The 15,044-nt window shown below is 65.8% G+C and carries 18 protein-coding genes; 12 read left to right on the forward strand and 6 right to left on the reverse strand.

The features are described from left to right. Nucleotides 1–4: 4 nt before the first annotated feature. Entirely contained in the window at nucleotides 5–595 is a 591-nt protein-coding gene (locus ACSFA8_RS22295; RefSeq protein WP_435481663.1) for an HD domain-containing protein, read from the reverse strand. 104 nt (nucleotides 596–699) lie between these two features. Between ACSFA8_RS22295 and ACSFA8_RS22300 the strand changes: the two genes are divergently transcribed. Continuing rightward, nucleotides 700–1,422 carry a Crp/Fnr family transcriptional regulator gene (locus tag ACSFA8_RS22300; RefSeq protein ID WP_435481664.1) on the forward strand — a complete coding sequence of 241 codons (723 nt, stop codon included), beginning with the start codon at nucleotides 700–702 and terminating at the stop codon, nucleotides 1,420–1,422. Here the strand turns inward: ACSFA8_RS22300 and ACSFA8_RS22305 are convergent, their stop codons facing one another. Beyond that, nucleotides 1,423–1,812 (reverse strand): DUF488 domain-containing protein, encoded by a 390-nt coding sequence (locus tag ACSFA8_RS22305; protein ID WP_435481665.1) that lies wholly within the window; start codon nucleotides 1,810–1,812, stop codon nucleotides 1,423–1,425. Nucleotides 1,813–1,847: 35 nt separating this feature from the next. After that, the gene (locus ACSFA8_RS22310; RefSeq protein WP_435481666.1) at nucleotides 1,848–3,701 is read right to left on the reverse strand and encodes a PhoX family protein; all 1,854 of its coding nucleotides are present in this window, start codon (nucleotides 3,699–3,701) and stop codon (nucleotides 1,848–1,850) included. Between the two features lie 62 nt (nucleotides 3,702–3,763). On the opposite strand from ACSFA8_RS22310, the gene ACSFA8_RS22315 reads away from it, so the two are divergent. Next, nucleotides 3,764–4,564, forward strand: a complete 801-nt coding sequence (locus ACSFA8_RS22315; RefSeq protein WP_435481667.1) for a crotonase/enoyl-CoA hydratase family protein — start codon at nucleotides 3,764–3,766, stop codon at nucleotides 4,562–4,564. Nucleotides 4,565–4,567: 3 nt separating this feature from the next. Here the strand turns inward: ACSFA8_RS22315 and ACSFA8_RS22320 are convergent, their stop codons facing one another. Then, nucleotides 4,568–5,236, reverse strand: a complete 669-nt coding sequence (locus tag ACSFA8_RS22320; protein WP_435481668.1) for a nitroreductase — start codon at nucleotides 5,234–5,236, stop codon at nucleotides 4,568–4,570. 42 nt (nucleotides 5,237–5,278) lie between these two features. Here ACSFA8_RS22320 and ACSFA8_RS22325 point away from each other — a divergent pair, with 42 nt between their 5' ends. After that, nucleotides 5,279–5,515, forward strand: coding sequence for a hypothetical protein (locus ACSFA8_RS22325; RefSeq protein WP_435481669.1), 237 nt, complete (start codon nucleotides 5,279–5,281; stop codon nucleotides 5,513–5,515). 25 nt (nucleotides 5,516–5,540) lie between these two features. Here ACSFA8_RS22325 and ACSFA8_RS22330 read toward each other — a convergent pair whose 3' ends face one another. Then, complete coding sequence (locus ACSFA8_RS22330; RefSeq protein WP_435481670.1) at nucleotides 5,541–5,720, reverse strand: hypothetical protein; 180 nt, start codon at nucleotides 5,718–5,720, stop codon at nucleotides 5,541–5,543. Between the two features lie 81 nt (nucleotides 5,721–5,801). On the opposite strand from ACSFA8_RS22330, the gene ACSFA8_RS22335 reads away from it, so the two are divergent. The 4 genes from ACSFA8_RS22335 (at nucleotide 5,802) to ACSFA8_RS22350 (ending at nucleotide 9,087) form a co-directional block, all read left to right on the forward strand. After that, nucleotides 5,802–6,056, forward strand: coding sequence for a hypothetical protein (locus tag ACSFA8_RS22335; RefSeq protein ID WP_435481671.1), 255 nt, complete (start codon nucleotides 5,802–5,804; stop codon nucleotides 6,054–6,056). A gap of 115 nt (nucleotides 6,057–6,171) precedes the next feature. Further along, nucleotides 6,172–6,360 carry a hypothetical protein gene (locus tag ACSFA8_RS22340; protein WP_435481672.1) on the forward strand — a complete coding sequence of 63 codons (189 nt, stop codon included), beginning with the start codon at nucleotides 6,172–6,174 and terminating at the stop codon, nucleotides 6,358–6,360. Further along, on the forward strand, nucleotides 6,357–6,971 hold the full coding sequence (locus ACSFA8_RS22345; RefSeq protein ID WP_435481673.1) for a hypothetical protein: 615 nt from the start codon (nucleotides 6,357–6,359) through the stop codon (nucleotides 6,969–6,971). Before ACSFA8_RS22340 ends, ACSFA8_RS22345 begins: the two co-directional genes overlap by 4 nt. A gap of 115 nt (nucleotides 6,972–7,086) precedes the next feature. After that, nucleotides 7,087–9,087, forward strand: coding sequence for an acid phosphatase (locus ACSFA8_RS22350; protein WP_435481681.1), 2,001 nt, complete (start codon nucleotides 7,087–7,089; stop codon nucleotides 9,085–9,087). Here ACSFA8_RS22350 and ACSFA8_RS22355 read toward each other — a convergent pair whose 3' ends face one another. Beyond that, nucleotides 9,088–9,993, reverse strand: coding sequence for a LysR family transcriptional regulator (locus tag ACSFA8_RS22355; RefSeq protein WP_435481674.1), 906 nt, complete (start codon nucleotides 9,991–9,993; stop codon nucleotides 9,088–9,090). A gap of 272 nt (nucleotides 9,994–10,265) precedes the next feature. On the opposite strand from ACSFA8_RS22355, the gene ACSFA8_RS22360 reads away from it, so the two are divergent. The 5 genes from ACSFA8_RS22360 (at nucleotide 10,266) to ACSFA8_RS22380 (ending at nucleotide 14,930) form a co-directional block, all read left to right on the forward strand. Beyond that, on the forward strand, nucleotides 10,266–11,297 hold the full coding sequence (locus tag ACSFA8_RS22360; RefSeq protein ID WP_435481682.1) for an alpha/beta hydrolase: 1,032 nt from the start codon (nucleotides 10,266–10,268) through the stop codon (nucleotides 11,295–11,297). 92 nt (nucleotides 11,298–11,389) lie between these two features. Next, a complete protein-coding gene (locus ACSFA8_RS22365) occupies nucleotides 11,390–12,520 on the forward strand; it encodes an MFS transporter (RefSeq protein ID WP_435481683.1) in 1,131 nt (376 codons plus the stop codon). Then, nucleotides 12,517–13,050, forward strand: a complete 534-nt coding sequence (locus ACSFA8_RS22370) for a cyclophilin-like fold protein (protein ID WP_435481675.1) — start codon at nucleotides 12,517–12,519, stop codon at nucleotides 13,048–13,050. The genes ACSFA8_RS22365 and ACSFA8_RS22370 overlap by 4 nt, the downstream gene beginning before the upstream one ends. Before the next feature lie 199 nt (nucleotides 13,051–13,249). Continuing rightward, the gene (locus ACSFA8_RS22375) at nucleotides 13,250–14,071 is read left to right on the forward strand and encodes a 2Fe-2S iron-sulfur cluster-binding protein (protein ID WP_435481676.1); all 822 of its coding nucleotides are present in this window, start codon (nucleotides 13,250–13,252) and stop codon (nucleotides 14,069–14,071) included. Next, nucleotides 14,058–14,930 (forward strand): FAD binding domain-containing protein, encoded by an 873-nt coding sequence (locus ACSFA8_RS22380; protein ID WP_435481677.1) that lies wholly within the window; start codon nucleotides 14,058–14,060, stop codon nucleotides 14,928–14,930. The genes ACSFA8_RS22375 and ACSFA8_RS22380 overlap by 14 nt, the downstream gene beginning before the upstream one ends. Nucleotides 14,931–15,044: the final 114 nt, after the last annotated feature.

The following is a 15,044-nucleotide window of genomic DNA, read 5'->3' on the forward strand; positions in this document are numbered from 1 at the left end:
GGGGTCAGGTGGTGGCGGGCTGTTGCAGCGCCGCCTTGTAGATGCTCTGCTTGGGCTGCGCCATCACGCGTTGCAGCATCGGCATGAACTCTTCGATCGGAAGGGTTTCGGCTTTCGCATCGAAGGCCGGGTTGTCGTAGAGCTCGCAGAACTCGGCGGTGGGCTCGTAGCCCGCGTGCGCCTTGAAGTTGTCGCGCAGGTTGCGGTCCAGCCCGATGTGGTGAAAGAAGTAGTGGCCCTGGAAGATGCCGTGGTTCTGCACCATCCAGTGGTTCGCTTCGCTCACGAAGGGCTTGAGGATCGCGGCGGCAATGTCGGGATGGTTGAAGCTGCCGAGCGTGTCGCCGATGTCGTGCAGCAGCGCGCACACCACGTACTCCTCGTCGCGGCCGTCGCGCCAGGCGCGCGTGGCGGTTTGCAGCGAGTGGGTGTAGCGGTCGATCGGAAAGCCGCCGTAATCCCCCTCGAGAAGCTGCAGGTGCTTAACCACGCGCTGCGGCAGGCCGCCTGCGAACTGCATGAACTCGCCGCCGATCGTTTGCCAGTCTTCACGCGTGCTGTCCTGCATGCGCACGAAGGTCGCTCTTGCGTTCATCCGTATATCTCCTGTGGGGTGGCTCACTGTAGACTTCGGCTCGCTGCCAAACTGTCCGAAAAATGACAGTTGAGTGCCCGCGTAAACCCCCGGTTCCGAATCGAATGCCAACGCCACCCAAGCCCCAGTTGCCGGCCGCACAGCGTGACGCGATGGGCGCCAACCCGTGGTTCGCCAGCCTGCCGCGCGCCCAGCGTGAGGCGCTGCTGGGTGCCGCGGAACTCACGCACTGGCGCCGCGGCGCGATGGTGTTCCGCCAGGGCGACCCGGTGCACGCGGCGGGCAGCGGCCTGTATGGGCTGGCGGCCGGCATGATCAAGATCTCCACCCTGCGGCAGGACGGGCGCGAAGCGATCCTCGCGGTGCTCGAGCCCGGCAACTGGTTCGGCGAGATCTCGCTGATCGACGGCTCGCCGCGCACCCACGACGCCACCGCGCTGGGCGCGCTCGATCTGCTGGTGGTTCCGCCCGAAGCCTTCGCGCAATTGATGCGCGACGTGGTGTTCGCCAACGCTTTGGCGGCGCTGCTGGCGGCGCGCGTGCGCGGGCTCTATGCGCTGATGGAAGACGCCACGTTGCGGGGCCTGCGTGCCCGCGTCGCGCGGCGCCTCATCACGCTCTCGCGCGGCGACGCGACGCAGTCGTCCGAACCGCGCCGCCGCGTGTTCCTGTCGCAGGAGGCATTGGCCATGATGCTGGGCGTGACGCGCCAGACCTTGTCGCGCGAGCTCAATGCGCTGGCGCAGGAAGGCATGATTTCCCTCGGCTACGGCCAGATCGAGATCGTCGCGTTCGAGGCGCTGGAGCGCTGCGGCACGGGCGGCTGATCAGCCTTCGATGGCGGCGCCGCGTTCGGCCAGCAGGCCGCGCAGCAGCGAGCGATGGCAGCGTGCCTCGTGCTCGCAGTAGCAACCGACCGCCAGCGCGCTCTGGTGCGACAGCGCCGCCAGCAGGTCGAGGCTGCGGCTTGCGTCGGGCTCGGCCATCTCGCGCTTGTAGGCGCGCGTGAACGCATTCCACTGCGCGGGTGTTTCTGCGTCCTGCCCGAGCTTCATGGTCTCGGCCGACGGCGCGAGATTCGGATACCAGACGTCATACCAGTCCTGGCTGGCGAACTCGGCTTTCGGCACGCCGCGCGGCGGGCGCCGCACGGTGCCGATGCGAAGGCCTTCGCCGGCGGCGCGTTCGCTGCCGAGGCGGACGATGCGGATGCTCATGATGCTTGTCTCCTCCTTGTCGTCGACTTGCCGACTCAGGTGCCGACGATACCGCCGTCGCGTCGCTGCACCACCACCGTGGCCGAGCGCGGGCGGGCGCTGCTCGGCAGTTTGCCATCGGGCCAGGCGCTGTTCGGCGCGGCATTGCCGTCGTCGCGCGTCTCGCCCGGATGCTGGATGTTGACGAACAGGGTGCGGCGATCCGGCGTAACCACGCAACCGGTGACCTCGCAGCCGTTCGGCCCCACCAGGAAGCGCTTGATTCGCCCCGTGGACGGGTCGGCGCACAGCATCGCGTTGTTGCCGAGCGTGGCCATCGGGCCTTTGCCGATGCCCGGGCCGCTCATGTCGGTCTGGATCCAGAGCAGGCCGCCGCTGTCGAAAACCAGGCCGTCCGGGTTGCCGAAGGCGTCGGCGTCGGCGCTCGGGTAGTGCACGCCGGCGTCCGGGCGCTTCGGATCGCCGGCCACTGCGAAGTGATCCCAGGCAAAGCCTGTGCTGGCCGCGTCCGCGCCGTCTTCGCGCCAGCGCAGGATGCCGCCGTAGATGTTGCCGGCACGCGGGTTGGCCGCATCGGCCGCGGGCTTGCCTGGCGCGCCACGCTGGTCGTTTCCGGTGAGGGTGACGTACACCTCGCCGGTTTGCGGGTGCACGGCAATCCATTCGGGGCGATCCATCCGGGTGGCGCCGACGATGTCGCCGGCAAGCCGCGCGTGAATCAGCACGTCGGCCGGGTCGGCGAAGCCGCCGGCAGCGTCGATGCCGCCCTGGCCGTGCTTCAGTTCGAGCCATTGGCCCCGGCCACCGGTGTCGTAGCGCGCCGCATAGAGCGTGCCGTGGTCGAGCAGGCTGCGGTTGGCGCGGCGCGCGGCTGCGTCCTGGCCCGGCACCACCTTGTCGCGGCTCACGAACTTGAAGATGTATTCGAAGCGCGCGTCGTCGCCCATGTAAACGGCAACGCGGCCGTCTTTCGTGAGCGTGCAGGTGGCGCTTTCCTGGCGCTTGCGGCCCAGCGCAGTGCGCTTGACCGGCACTGATTCGGGGTCGAACGGGTCGATCTCGACCACCCAGCCGAAGCGGTTCGGCTCGTTGGGGTGCTTGCCGACATCGAAGCGCTCGTCGAAGCGCCAGTAGTCGACCCATTGCGCGCCGGGAATCGTGCCGTAGCGTCGCTGGGCTTCGGTCAACTGCGCGGCCGCCTCTTTCGGCCCGCCGAAATAGCCATGGAAGTTTTCCTCGCAGGTGAGGTAGGTGCCCCAGGGCGTGACGCCTATCGCGCAGTTGGCGAAGGTGCCGAACACCTGGTCGCCCGCCGGGTTGGCGGCGGTGCGCATGCGCGGCGAGCCGGCCGCCGGGCCGGTGATGCGCATCGGCGTGTAGCCGTGCACGCGGCGCGCGTAGCGCGATGGCAGCACCTGGCGCCAGCCCTGCGGCGTGCGTTCGACCTCGATCACCGAGACGCCCATGGCATGCAGCGACTTGCGCACCCGCTCGGCCGTCCATTGCGTGGCGCCCGCAGGGTTGAGCAACTGCTCGTCGGTGTACTCGTGGTTCATCACCAACAGGCCGCGGTCGGCGCCGAGCGCGAAGAAGTGCATGCCGTCGTGGTGCATGCCGGCCTGCACCGCCTGGTCGGCTGCGCTGTTGGACCCGTCGGGTGCAAAGGCCGGCATCGATGCCGGTACGCCGGTTGGCGCGCCCCACGGGTACAGCACCTCGTAGCGGTATTCGGGCGGCAGCGTGATGTCGTCGGTCAGGGTGGCGGGCACGCCGGTGAAGCCGAGCACCCGGCCGGGCGTCGCGGCCAGGCTGGTGCAGCCCTCGCCAAACAGGGCGACGATGGCGGCGGCAGCGCCGGTCTTGAAAAGATCGCGTCGATCGAGGGTCATGAAGAGGCATCATCGCCGACCCGTGGTGCCCGCCATACTCGCGAAGAGCAAGGAGACCTCACATGACCCACCGAATCGAATCGATCCGCCACCCCGATGGCGTGGTCGAACTGCAGCTGGACCGCGCCGACAAGATGAACGCGCTCGACCCCGCGATGTTTGCCGCGCTGATCGAGGCCGGCGAGAAGCTCCAGCGCGACACCACCGTGCGCGCCGTGGTGCTCGCGGGCCGCGGCAACGCCTTTTGCGCCGGGCTCGACATGCAGTCCTTCCACGGCATGGGGGAGGGCATCGGTGCCGACCTGCTGGCGCGCTCGCACGGGCTGGCCAATGCCCCGCAACAGGTCGCCATGGTGTGGCGCCAGGTGCCGGTGCCGGTGATTGCGGCGGTGCACGGCGTTGCGTTCGGTGGCGGGCTTCAGGTGGCGCTGGGGGCCGATGTGCGCATCGTCGCGCCCGACACCAGGATGTCGGTCATGGAAATCAAGTGGGGCCTGGTGCCCGACATGGCCGGCATGGTGTTGATGCGCGAGCTGGCACGAACCGACGTGGTGCGCGAGCTCACCTTCACCGGCCGCATCTTCTCGGGCGAAGAGGCGCTGCGCATCGGCTTTGCCACGCGGCTCTCGGTCGACCCGCTGGCCGAAGCGCTTCAGATGGCGCACGAGATCGCGGGCAAGAGCCCGGATGCCATCCGCGCCGGCAAGCGCTTGTTGAATGCCGCGATGAGCCTCGGCGCAGCCGAGCTGCTGATGGCCGAGTCGGTCGAGCAGCAGGCGCTGATCGGCAGCGCGAACCAGGCCGAGGCGGTCAACGCCAACATGGCCCGGCGCGCGCCTTGTTTTACGGATCCGGCGGCCTGAGGCTCAGACGCCGCTGAAGCGCACCGTTTCCTCGAGCGGTGCGCGAGCCGTTTCCAGCGCATTGACCGGATGCGCCGGATCGGCCCAGCCGATCGACATGCCGGTGAAAAGGATGCGCTCGGGCGGCAACTGCAGGGTGCGGCCGACGGTGTCGGGGTAGTGCGCCCAGCATTCCTGCGGGCAACTGTCGAGCCCTTCCTCGCGCAGCAGCAGCATCACGGTCTGCAGGTACATGCCGCAGTCGGCCCATTGCGGCGGCCCCATGCGCCGATCCACCGAGCAGAACAGCGCCATCGGCGCCCCGAAAAAGGCGTAGTTGTTGGCGAACCAGCGGCGCCGGGCGGCCTTGTCGTCGCGCGGAATGCCAAGCCTTGCGTACATGGCTTCCCCAACCTGAAATCGCCGGTCGCGCCAGGGCGAAGGCAGCGACGGCGGATAAACATCGTAGGCGGGCGTTTCCTCCACGCCGGCCTGCAGCTGTTGCTGCATCAGCGCCTTGAGCGCATCGAGTGGTTCGCCGGCCAGCACGTCGATGTGCCAGGGCTGCAGGTTGCCGCCCGAAGGCGCGCGCGCTGCGAGCGACAGCACGCGGCGGATGGTCTCGGCCGGCACGGGATTGGGAAGAAACGCCCGGGTCGAGCGGCGGGAGGTGACAGCTTCGTGGACGTGCATGGCGCGCCATTCTGGCCGAGATGGATCTGGCAGACTCCGGCCATGTCGTTCAAACTGCTCCACCGCCTCATGCAAGAGAAACTCCCGGTTTACCTGACCGAGGGAGCTGACATCGACAGGCTGCGCGTGCTGATGCTGGCCGGACTTGCCAAAGGCGAGATCGCGCCGCCGGTTCGCACCCTGTCCGGACATGTGCAACCGCCCGCCGCCGTCACCGAGATCACGCAGATGGGTCGCATGATGGCCAACAGGTTCCCGGGGGAGCAGCGCAGGCGCTGACGGGCCCCCGGGCGCGGCGCCTGACCTACCAGCCGAGGATCGATTTGAGCGCCAGCAGGAAGCCGAACATCAGCACCACGACGACGACCGCCCTGACCCACATCGGGATGCCCCGGGCAGGGCGCACCGCGTCCAGGGTTTGAAACGAGGTTGTTCGGTCTTCGCGCTCGGGCCGGTCGCGCCACATGTCAGGTTTTGTATCCATGTAGCTAAATATACTTACATTTGGATGCGGGCGGCTTGGCTTTTCGCAGATAACACGCCGGTTCGTGATAGCGTTCACGGCATGAAATCGCTTGACGACCTGATCAGGAAGCTCCCCCCAGGCGGGACGATCGTCGTCAGGGCAGAGATGATTGGCCTGAGCGCCAAGGCTTTCCAGGATCTCGCGCAGGAGATACAGGCCGACGGTGGTGCCGACGACTGCGATTTCGTGAAGGCGCACCGCCTGGGCGAAACCAGCTGGGCCCAGCTCGGGAAGGCGGTGGAGGATTCCGGGCTGCCCGTGGACGCCATCACCTTGAGACGTCACCGAAACTGACACGTGTCAGCCAGCCGGCCAAGAAAGTGGCCGACATGAGTACTACCCAAAAAGGAGTACTTAAGTGTGAAAAATTGTCTTGCAATGTAAGTAATTGGTAATCACAATTGCTTACATGACGCACCCACGCCAAAGCTCCCACGAATGGTGGAAAGACAAAGCCGACCCCAGTGAACTGGCGGCTTTTACTCAATCCTACCGCGCCAGCCAGCGCGAGCTGAATACCGCGGGATGGCGCCGCAACGCGCTGCTCTGCATCCTGGCGGTTGCCACCGCGGTCGCCATTCGCCTGATCACATCATGATGCACGATCCGCTCCCCTTGCCGCGTCTGAGCATCTCGCAGCTCAGGGCGCTGGCCAAGTCGGTGCGTCATCAGGCGGGTGCAAACGACCCGACCGCCGATTCTGTCGCTGCCGCGCTGGAGTCCGTCTCGCGCAGACGCACGGCCCGGCAGCCGTTGCTGCTGGCACGTCGTGCGTTCACGGGGCTGCAACGCCGGCTGTTGCAGCTGGCCGACGCAAGCGTCGACTTCGCGCATGTCTGCCTCGCGGCCCGTGCGCTGCAGGTCGCGGCGTACGGCGAGCAGAACGCCAGCCGCTATCTTTCGAGCCAGGCTGCCCAGCGCAGGGCGCCGGCGTCAACCCCGGGGAGCAAGGTCATGTCGTTGAGTCCATCGGTTGTCAAACAGGCGTTCCTTGCCGTGGAAAACGGCAACGGGCTGTCGCCCGACCTCTGCAATGCGCTCGTTGAGCTAGGCTGGCTCGAGTGGGTTGACTTTGTCCACGGCACGCCGATCGACGCGAACAGCCCCCGGTCGCTGCTCAGAATGACGCGGGAAGGCCGCAGGCTGTTCAGGACAGAACGCGTTTCGCTGGACGCAGGCAGGGGCAGCGCGAACAGTTTGGCGGCCTGAGGCGGTCTTTTGCAGACTCGCGCAGGCGATCTCCGCCAGGAGTGGCAGTGACGTAACAGAGATGACTTGTTGCGTGGATAGATTGCGCGAGCCCAATCTATCCATCAGCTTCTTCATGTCGTCCTTCCTGTCATCCGCCCGTCCGTTCGCCATCACCCTTGTTGCAGCACTCTGCCTTTCGGCATGCGGTGGTGGCGGCAGCGGCGGCGCCTCGTTTCCCATAGTCAGCACACCGCCCGCAGCCGCGAATCCGCCTGCTGTTGTCGAGGCGGCTGGTCCGCCCAAGGATCTGGGCTTTACCGACACCGCGCCCGTACCCGACCAGGCCGCGACACCGCCCTTCGTCGACAACGTGGCGACCAACCAGCGCGGCGATGCGCGCTACGCGACCAAGGAAACCAATGCCGGCGTGCGCGTGGTGGCCGGGTTCCTCGACTTCTGGCAGCCCAGCACGTTGATCGTGGATGCGGGCGTGTCGGCCGCGGCGCAGGCGGGCTTTCCGGCCGTGGTGCCTTCCACCTGGAGTGGTGTTCCCGGCGATTCCACCGACGGCAAGATCCTCAACGCGGCGGTGTTGAACAGCAACATCCAGTACGTTGTCGACGCCACCAACGCGCGCACCAGCGCCCAGGAGCTGGCTGCCTACCTGGACGACCGCCGCGGCAAGGGCTTCAGCATCAGCGACGGCATGGGCCCGCTCACGGCCGTCTGGCGCACCGCCACGCAGCAGAGCACCACCATCACAGGCATCGCCTCCAACGCAACCACCGTGCTCTACAGCGACGGGGGTAGCGACATCGGCGTGGCCGGTGCGGCCAACCCGACCTTCGGCACTGTGGTGGATCTGCTTAACAACATCGGCGAGAACGGTTCCACCGAGCCCGCCAAGCGCTACTACAAATACGCGCGCCCATGGCGCTGGAGCAGCAGCGTCAAGGTGGTGCCTGCGCTGGAGCCCGCCAAGAGCACCACGCCAACGACCGACGGCGGCTTCGTGAGCGGCCACACGGCCGAGGCCGTGCGCAAGTCCATCGCCTTCGCCTACGTCGTGCCCCAGCGCTTCCAGGAGATGGTGGCGCGCGGCCTCGAGCTCGGCGAGAACCGTATCCTCTCTGGCATGCATTCGCCGCTGGACGTGGTCGGCGGCCGCGTGCAGGGCCATGCGGTCGCGGCGGCCAGCCTTGCCACCGGCGCCAACGTTGCGCGCAAGAGCGCAGCCTACGCGCAGGCGCAGACGGTGCTGATGGCCGCGGTGGGTGCTGCCGATCCTGCCGCGTTCAACGACTTCGCGCACTCGCAAGATGCCGCGACCGATCGTTTCGCGGACCACGCTGCCAGCAAGGCCGGCTACCTGCGTCGCATGACCTTCGGCTTCAAGCAGTTTGGCGACGCTACCAAGCCCGCCGTGGTGCCCAAGGGCGCCGAGGTGCTGCTCGAAACGCGCCTTCCGTATCTCGACGCGACACAACGCCGCGTGGTGCTCAAGACCACGGCCGTGCCTTCGGGCTACCCGGTGATGGACGACCCCGAAGGCTGGGGCCGCCTGAACCTGTTCGACGCGGCCGATGGCTACGGGGTCTTCAACGGCGACGTGGTCGTGACGATGGATGCCAGCCTCGGCGGCTTCAACGCCATGGACAGCTGGCGCAACAACATCTCTGGCGCCGGCAAGCTCAGCAAGCGCGGCAGCGGAGCGCTCAGGCTCGGTGGCGACAACAGCTATGCCGGAGGCACGCAGCTGGTGACCGGCACGCTTCAGGCCGACTCTGCGGCCGCGTTCGGCGCGGGCAATGTCTATGCTGCCGGCGGCACGCTGGTCTGCAATGCGCCTTCGCTCGTGACGATGAAAGGCGCCTACACCCAGCTGGCCGACGCCACGCTGCAGCTGAACATCGGCAGCAACGGCGCTGGTCGCTTGAGTGTTGCGGGCGTGGCGGCCCTGGGCGGCACGCTGAACGTGACCTTCAAGCCCGGCTCCGCGCCCAGGGTGGGCGACACGCTCACGCTGATCTCCAGCGGTGCCCTGACCGGCAGGTTCTCGGCCATCAATGTGCAGGGCTTCAAGGTCACGCCGACCTACACGGGCACCGAAGTCCTTCTGCGCATAGACGCCTGACTACTGCTGCCGCGACGCACTGAAGCGCAGCGCTTTCACCACCAGCGAGAAGGCTGGCGAGGGTTGGCGCTTGCTGGGGTAGTACAGGTGGTAGCCGGAGAATTTGGGGCACCAATCCTGGAGCACGCGCACGAGTCGACCCGATTCGATGTGCGACATCACTTCATCGTCAGGCAGCAACGTAATGCCCAACCCCGCGAGCGCGGCGTCCACCTGAGGCGGTGCGGTATTGAAGATCAGAGGCCCATCCACACGGACGTTGACCTTACGGCCTCGCTTCTCGAAGTCCCAGACGTACAGCCCGCCTGATGTCGGCATGCGTTGGTTGATGCACTGATGCCCGGTGAGATCGGCCGGCGTCTTGGGAATGGGATGGACTGCGAAGTAGTCGGGCGAAGCCACCACCGCCATTTGAAGCGGCGGGCCGATGGGCACGGCGATCATGTCGTTGTCGATGGTGTTCCCCATGCGAACACCGGCATCGAAGCGGTCAGCCACGATGTCACGAAAACTGTAGTTCATGTCGAACTCCAGCTTGATGTCCGGGTACTCGCGAAGCAACGGCATGAGCTTGGGCAGCAGCACGCTGTGCATCACGTGGTCGCCACACGTGATGCGCACGGTGCCCGCAGGCTTGTCACGCATGTCAGTCAACGCCTCGAGTTCAGCCTCGATCTCATCGAAACGGTGACCGATGGCCTTCATGAGTCGCTCGCCCGCCGAGGTCGGCGCGACGCTGCGCGTGGTTCGCGTCAGCAGGCGGATCTGTAGCCCCTCTTCCAGCCCGCGAATAGCTTGGCTCAGCGCCGATTGCGTCACCCCCAGTGTGCCGGCGGCGCGCGTAAAGCTGCCTTCGCGCGCCACTGTCACGAAGGCGAGCAGGTCGTTGAGATTGCGTCGTGGCATGCCGCCTCCCGATTTAGAACTGATTAGCGTGGGTAATAAATGTATTAAGCATTCATTATCTAGTCAATGTGCGCACGGCTTGGCAAACTTCTTCAACAGTGAAAGTGAGCAGCACCCGGCAATGAATGCCTGACACCGCACATCTCCAAAGGACATCGATCATGAAAACCCCAGCAGACAACACCTTCGCCGCAGTCGTAGAGCAAACCGCCAATGCGGCCGATCGACGCGAATTCTTGAAAATGACCGGCACTGGCATGGCTGCCGCGGGCATGCTGTCGACGGGCGGCGCGGTATGGGCGGCGGCTCCGACAAAGCGCACAAGCCTGCCCAACGGAGCAGACAATTTCTACACGAGCGACAAGGTCACCGTACAAAAGGTCATCTTCAAGAATCAGTACCAGATGACCGTCGCAGGCAACCTCTTCGTCCCCAAGACGCTCGACCGGAAGAAGCGCCGCCCGGCGATCGTCGTGGGCCACCCCATGGGGGCGGTGAAGGAGCAAAGCGCGAACCTGTATGCCACCAAGATGGCCGAGCAGGGATTCGTGACCCTGTCCGTCGACCTCGCTTTCTGGGGAGGCAGTGCGGGCCAGCCGCGCAATGCCGTCTCGCCGGACATGTACGCCGAGACGTTCAGCGCCGCTGTCGATTTCCTTGGCGCCCAGGCGTTCGTCGACGGGCAGCAGATCGGCGCCATCGGGATCTGCGGCAGCGGCAGCTTCGTCGTCAGTGCGGCGAAGATCGATCCGCGCATGAAGGCCATTGCCACGGTGAGCATGTACGACATGGGTGCTGTCAACCGCAACGCGCTGAATCATTCCCAGACTCTGGAGCAGCGCAAGCAACTCATCTCAGCCGCTGCCGAACAGCGCAACGTGGAATACGCCGGCGGAGCGGTCAAGTACACCAGCGGCACCGAGCATGTTTTGACCGCGGAGACCCATCCCATCCAGCGCGAGTTCTATGACTTCTATCGCACGCCGCGCGGCGAATACACGCCTGCAGGCGGATCGCCACGAACCACGACTCACCCGACCTTGAGCAGCAATGTCAAGTTCATGAACTTCTACCCCTTCAACGACATCGAGACGATCTCGCCTCGCCCGATGCTGTTCATCACGGGTGACCAGGCGCATTCCAAGGAGTTCAGCGAGGACGCCTACAAGCGGGCCGCCGAACCGAAGGAACTGCACATCGTTCCGGGTGCCGGTCACGTGGATCTGTACGATCGCGTGCCCTTGATTCCGTGGGACAAGCTGACATCGTTCTTCGGCAAGCATCTGGGTTCCGCGAGCGCCTGATGACAGCGCAGGCCTTCAGCGCCCGTTCGGGCAGCGCCTTCGTCGAACACAGGGGCGAAGCGCAACCCGCGCACTGGGGAGGCGTCCTCGCAATGACGCTGTGCGTCTTCGCGCTGATCGCCTCGGAGTTCATGCCCGTCAGCCTGTTGACGCCGATGGCGTCCGATCTCAAGGTCACCGAAGGCATGGCCGGACAGGGCATCGCCATCTCCGGCGCCTTCGCGGTGCTTACGAGCCTGTCCATCTCGGCGATCGCCGTCAGGATCAACCGCAAGACGTTGTTGCTGGTGCTGACGGCAATGATGTGCCTGTCCGGGGCCATCGTCGGGCTCGCTCCCAACTATCTGACGTACATGGTGGGCCGGGCGCTGATCGGCGTTGTCGTCGGTGGCTTCTGGTCCATGTCGGCGGCCACGGCCATGCAGCTCGTGCCGCCTTCCAAGGTGCCCCGAGCCCTGGCGATCTTCAATGGCGGCAACGCGCTGGCCACTGTCGTGGCGGCGCCGCTGGGCAGCTACCTCGCCTCGATTGTTGGCTGGCGCGGCGCCTTCTTCTGTCTGGTGCCGGTTGCGTTGATTGCGTTCGTCTGGCAGACGTTCAGTTTGCCCTCGATGCAGGCACAGCCACGCGCACCGGGTTCCGGCCATGTCTTCAGGCTCTTCAGGAGCCGGTTGGTGACCCTCGGCATGCTGGCGGTGGGCGTCTTCTTCATGGGGCAGTTCGCTCTGTTCACCTATCTCCGGCCATTCCTGGAGACGGTAACGGGGGTCGACGTGTCCACGTTGTCACTGATCCTGCTGACGCTGGGCGTCGCGGGCTTCGTCGGCACCACGGTCATCGGCCGGTTCCTGAAGTTTCGCTTCTATGGCACGCTGGCGATCATTCCGGTTCTGATGGCCGCCATCGCCGTGATGCTCATCGCCGGCGGCGCTTCGGTGATCGCCACGACCGCACTGCTGGGAGTCTGGGGCCTGGTGGCCACTGCCGCGCCGGTCGGCTGGTGGACGTGGATTGCACGAACCCTGCCACAGGATGCGGAGGCTGGGGGCGGGCTGATGGTCGCCGTGGTCCAGCTCTCCATCGCGCTGGGTTCTACGGTGGGCGGCCTGCTGTTCGACGGGAGCGGCTACCGGACCACTTTCGTCTTCAGCGCCGGCGTGCTTCTGCTCGGTGCGCTCCTGGTTTTCCTGACGGCGCGTGCGCAGCACGCCGAATCGACATGACACTTGACCCCCGTTCGTTTGCAAATGCAGTGGGACCCGGCCGCCTCTGGCGCCTTCGTGTCGTGGGCCTGGCCATCGGCCTGCTCGTCCTTGGGGGCAGCGGAGCCGCCGAGCAGCCGGCCTCGGGCTCACCCGTTGTCGCTCAAGCGGATGCCGGTCCGGCATCCATGAAACCAAAGGAATTGCGCATGTGGATGACCGTCAACGAACGTCGCTTTGCCATCACACTGGCCGACAACGCGGCCGCCCGAGCATTCGCCACCCAGATGCCGCTGACGCTGGACATGCCAGACCTCAACGGCAATGAAAAGCACGCCACGCTGCCCAAAGCGCTGCCTGCGAACGCAAGCCGACCGGGGACGATCCGCAATGGCGACCTCATGCTGTACGGCGCAGACACGCTGGTCGTTTTCTATCTGACCTTCGACTCTTCGTATTCGTACACGCGCCTTGGCCGGGTGGATGAGCCGACCGGTCTGGCGCAAGCGCTCGGCCCGCGCGGCGCACGGGTCACATTCTCACTTCAGTGAAGCTCGATCACCTTCCCAGCTCGCTGGATTGATTAGCAGAAGTAATAAAGCCTTTAAGCATTCATTCGGTAGTCAAGCTGTGGAGCGCTTGACAGACTGAGAGCGTGGCGAAGAACAACAAGAACACATTTCGCACACGCTTTGCGATCCACGCCGAGATGTGGTTCCTCCGCACGATCTTTCATAAAGGACAAAGTCCATGCCCCCCGAAATCGAAAACGACCTGCCGGCCGTGCTGAGTGCCGATGAAGCGGCGCTCATCCGAGAAATGCCTGCGCTGAACGACGTCGGCCAAGCGCGACGCACCTTCATGATGCAGACCGGCGGCGGCGGCATCGGGCTCTTCGCTGCCAACCTGCTGGCAACGGAGTCGGCGCTCGCGCAGATGCCGCCAGTGCCTGGTGCAGCGTCCGCGCCTGTCGTTGCGCAAAACGTTGTGAAGGTCAACTTCCAGGTCAACGGGGCGCCGCAGACGCTGGAGGTCGACTCGCGCGTCGTGCTGCTCGATGCCCTTCGCGAGCGCCTCGCGTTGACGGGCTCCAAGAAGGGCTGCGATCAGGGCCAGTGCGGCGCATGCACCGTGCTGGTGGACGGGCAGCGCGTCCTGTCCTGCCTTACCCTGGCCGCCACGCTCGAGGGCCGCGCAGTGACGACCATCGAAGGACTGGCGAAGGGCGATCAGCTGCATCCCATGCAGGCCGCCTTCATCAAACACGACGGTTTCCAGTGCGGCTACTGCACGTCGGGACAGATCTGCTCGGCCGTCGGCATGCTCGGCGAGGCGCAGCGCGGCCAGGTCAGCCACGTCACCGACAACGTCGGCAAGACCACGACGCGCCTGACCGACGACGAGATTCGGGAGCGCATGAGCGGCAACATCTGCCGCTGTGGTGCCTACCCGGGCATCGTCGCGGCCATCCAGGAAGTCCATTCGGGCCGCCAGAGCGCCCAGACGTGGGGATTCGCCACCGAAACGCAACTGGCGATCGCCAGGAAGGAGGACGGCCATGCGACCGTTTGAGTACGTGCGCGCGTCTGACGCCGCCTCCGCAACGGCCGCCATGTCGGCCATGCCGCAAGCCAAGTACCTCGCCGGCGGCAGCAATCTGCTCGACCTGATGAAGGAAGATGTGGAGCGTCCCGCCCGACTGGTCGACATCAGCCGCCTGCCGCTTCGGGATATCCAACGGACACGCTCCGGCCTGTCCATCGGTGCCCTGGCCACCAACGCCGAAACGGCCAACCACCCGCTGATCCGCGAGAACTACCCGCTGCTCACGCAGGCGATTGTTGCGGGTGCGTCGGGTCAGCTGCGCAACATGGCCACCAACGGTGGCAACCTGCTGCAGCGCACGCGCTGCAACTACTTCTACGACACGTCGATGCCATGCAACAAGCGCGAGGCCGGCAGTGGCTGCGGCGCGCGTGAGGGCCTCAACAAGATCCACGCGATCCTGGGCTGGAGCGAGGCCTGCGTCGCGACCTATCCCGGCGACATGGCCACGGCGCTCTACGCGCTCGACGCCAAGGTGCGCGTCCGCGCGCCGGACGGACGCGAACGGCTGATCGCGATCACCGACTTCCACCGGCTGCCGGGCGACACGCCGCAACGCGACAACAACCTGGAACATGGCGAACTGATCGTGGCGATCGAACTGCCAGTGCCGACGGCCGACTTCGCGCGCAACTCGCACTACCTGAAGGTCCGCGACCGTTCCTCGTACGCCTTCGCGATGGTCTCGGTGGCCGCCGCACTGGACATGGATGGCAGCAAGATCCGGCAGGCGCGCGTGGTGATGGGCAGCGTCGCCCACAAGCCCTGGCGCAGCGCCGAGGCAGAAGCGGTTCTCGTGGGCCAGCGCGCTGACGAGGCGACCTGACCCTGCCTCGATTTCACGTACAGCAAGAAAGTTGGAAACTTGAGCTGTATGGAGAATCGAAATGCGAGATAGCAAGCTGCCGAAACGGCAGTACACGGACGAATTCAAGGTCGA

The sequence above is a fragment of the Variovorax nitratireducens genome (assembly GCF_051216545.1).
GTDB lineage: Bacteria > Pseudomonadota > Gammaproteobacteria > Burkholderiales > Burkholderiaceae_C > Variovorax.

Coding starts and splice junctions, on each gene's coding strand:
- ACSFA8_RS22370 (WP_435481675.1), top strand. CDS start 12,517: ATGACACTTGACCCCCGTTCGTTTGCAAATGCAGTGGGACCCGGCCGC.
- ACSFA8_RS22325 (WP_435481669.1), top strand. CDS start 5,279: ATGTCGTTCAAACTGCTCCACCGCCTCATGCAAGAGAAACTCCCGGTT.
- ACSFA8_RS22315 (WP_435481667.1), top strand. CDS start 3,764: ATGACCCACCGAATCGAATCGATCCGCCACCCCGATGGCGTGGTCGAA.
- ACSFA8_RS22310 (WP_435481666.1), bottom strand. CDS start 3,701: ATGACCCTCGATCGACGCGATCTTTTCAAGACCGGCGCTGCCGCCGCC.
- ACSFA8_RS22380 (WP_435481677.1), top strand. CDS start 14,058: ATGCGACCGTTTGAGTACGTGCGCGCGTCTGACGCCGCCTCCGCAACG.
- ACSFA8_RS22375 (WP_435481676.1), top strand. CDS start 13,250: ATGCCCCCCGAAATCGAAAACGACCTGCCGGCCGTGCTGAGTGCCGAT.
- ACSFA8_RS22330 (WP_435481670.1), bottom strand. CDS start 5,720: ATGGATACAAAACCTGACATGTGGCGCGACCGGCCCGAGCGCGAAGAC.
- ACSFA8_RS22355 (WP_435481674.1), bottom strand. CDS start 9,993: ATGCCACGACGCAATCTCAACGACCTGCTCGCCTTCGTGACAGTGGCG.
- ACSFA8_RS22350 (WP_435481681.1), top strand. CDS start 7,087: ATGTCGTCCTTCCTGTCATCCGCCCGTCCGTTCGCCATCACCCTTGTT.
- ACSFA8_RS22320 (WP_435481668.1), bottom strand. CDS start 5,236: ATGCACGTCCACGAAGCTGTCACCTCCCGCCGCTCGACCCGGGCGTTT.
- ACSFA8_RS22300 (WP_435481664.1), top strand. CDS start 700: ATGCCAACGCCACCCAAGCCCCAGTTGCCGGCCGCACAGCGTGACGCG.
- ACSFA8_RS22335 (WP_435481671.1), top strand. CDS start 5,802: ATGAAATCGCTTGACGACCTGATCAGGAAGCTCCCCCCAGGCGGGACG.
- ACSFA8_RS22305 (WP_435481665.1), bottom strand. CDS start 1,812: ATGAGCATCCGCATCGTCCGCCTCGGCAGCGAACGCGCCGCCGGCGAA.
- ACSFA8_RS22360 (WP_435481682.1), top strand. CDS start 10,266: ATGCTGTCGACGGGCGGCGCGGTATGGGCGGCGGCTCCGACAAAGCGC.
- ACSFA8_RS22365 (WP_435481683.1), top strand. CDS start 11,390: ATGACGCTGTGCGTCTTCGCGCTGATCGCCTCGGAGTTCATGCCCGTC.
- ACSFA8_RS22340 (WP_435481672.1), top strand. CDS start 6,172: ATGACGCACCCACGCCAAAGCTCCCACGAATGGTGGAAAGACAAAGCC.
- ACSFA8_RS22345 (WP_435481673.1), top strand. CDS start 6,357: ATGATGCACGATCCGCTCCCCTTGCCGCGTCTGAGCATCTCGCAGCTC.
- ACSFA8_RS22295 (WP_435481663.1), bottom strand. CDS start 595: ATGAACGCAAGAGCGACCTTCGTGCGCATGCAGGACAGCACGCGTGAA.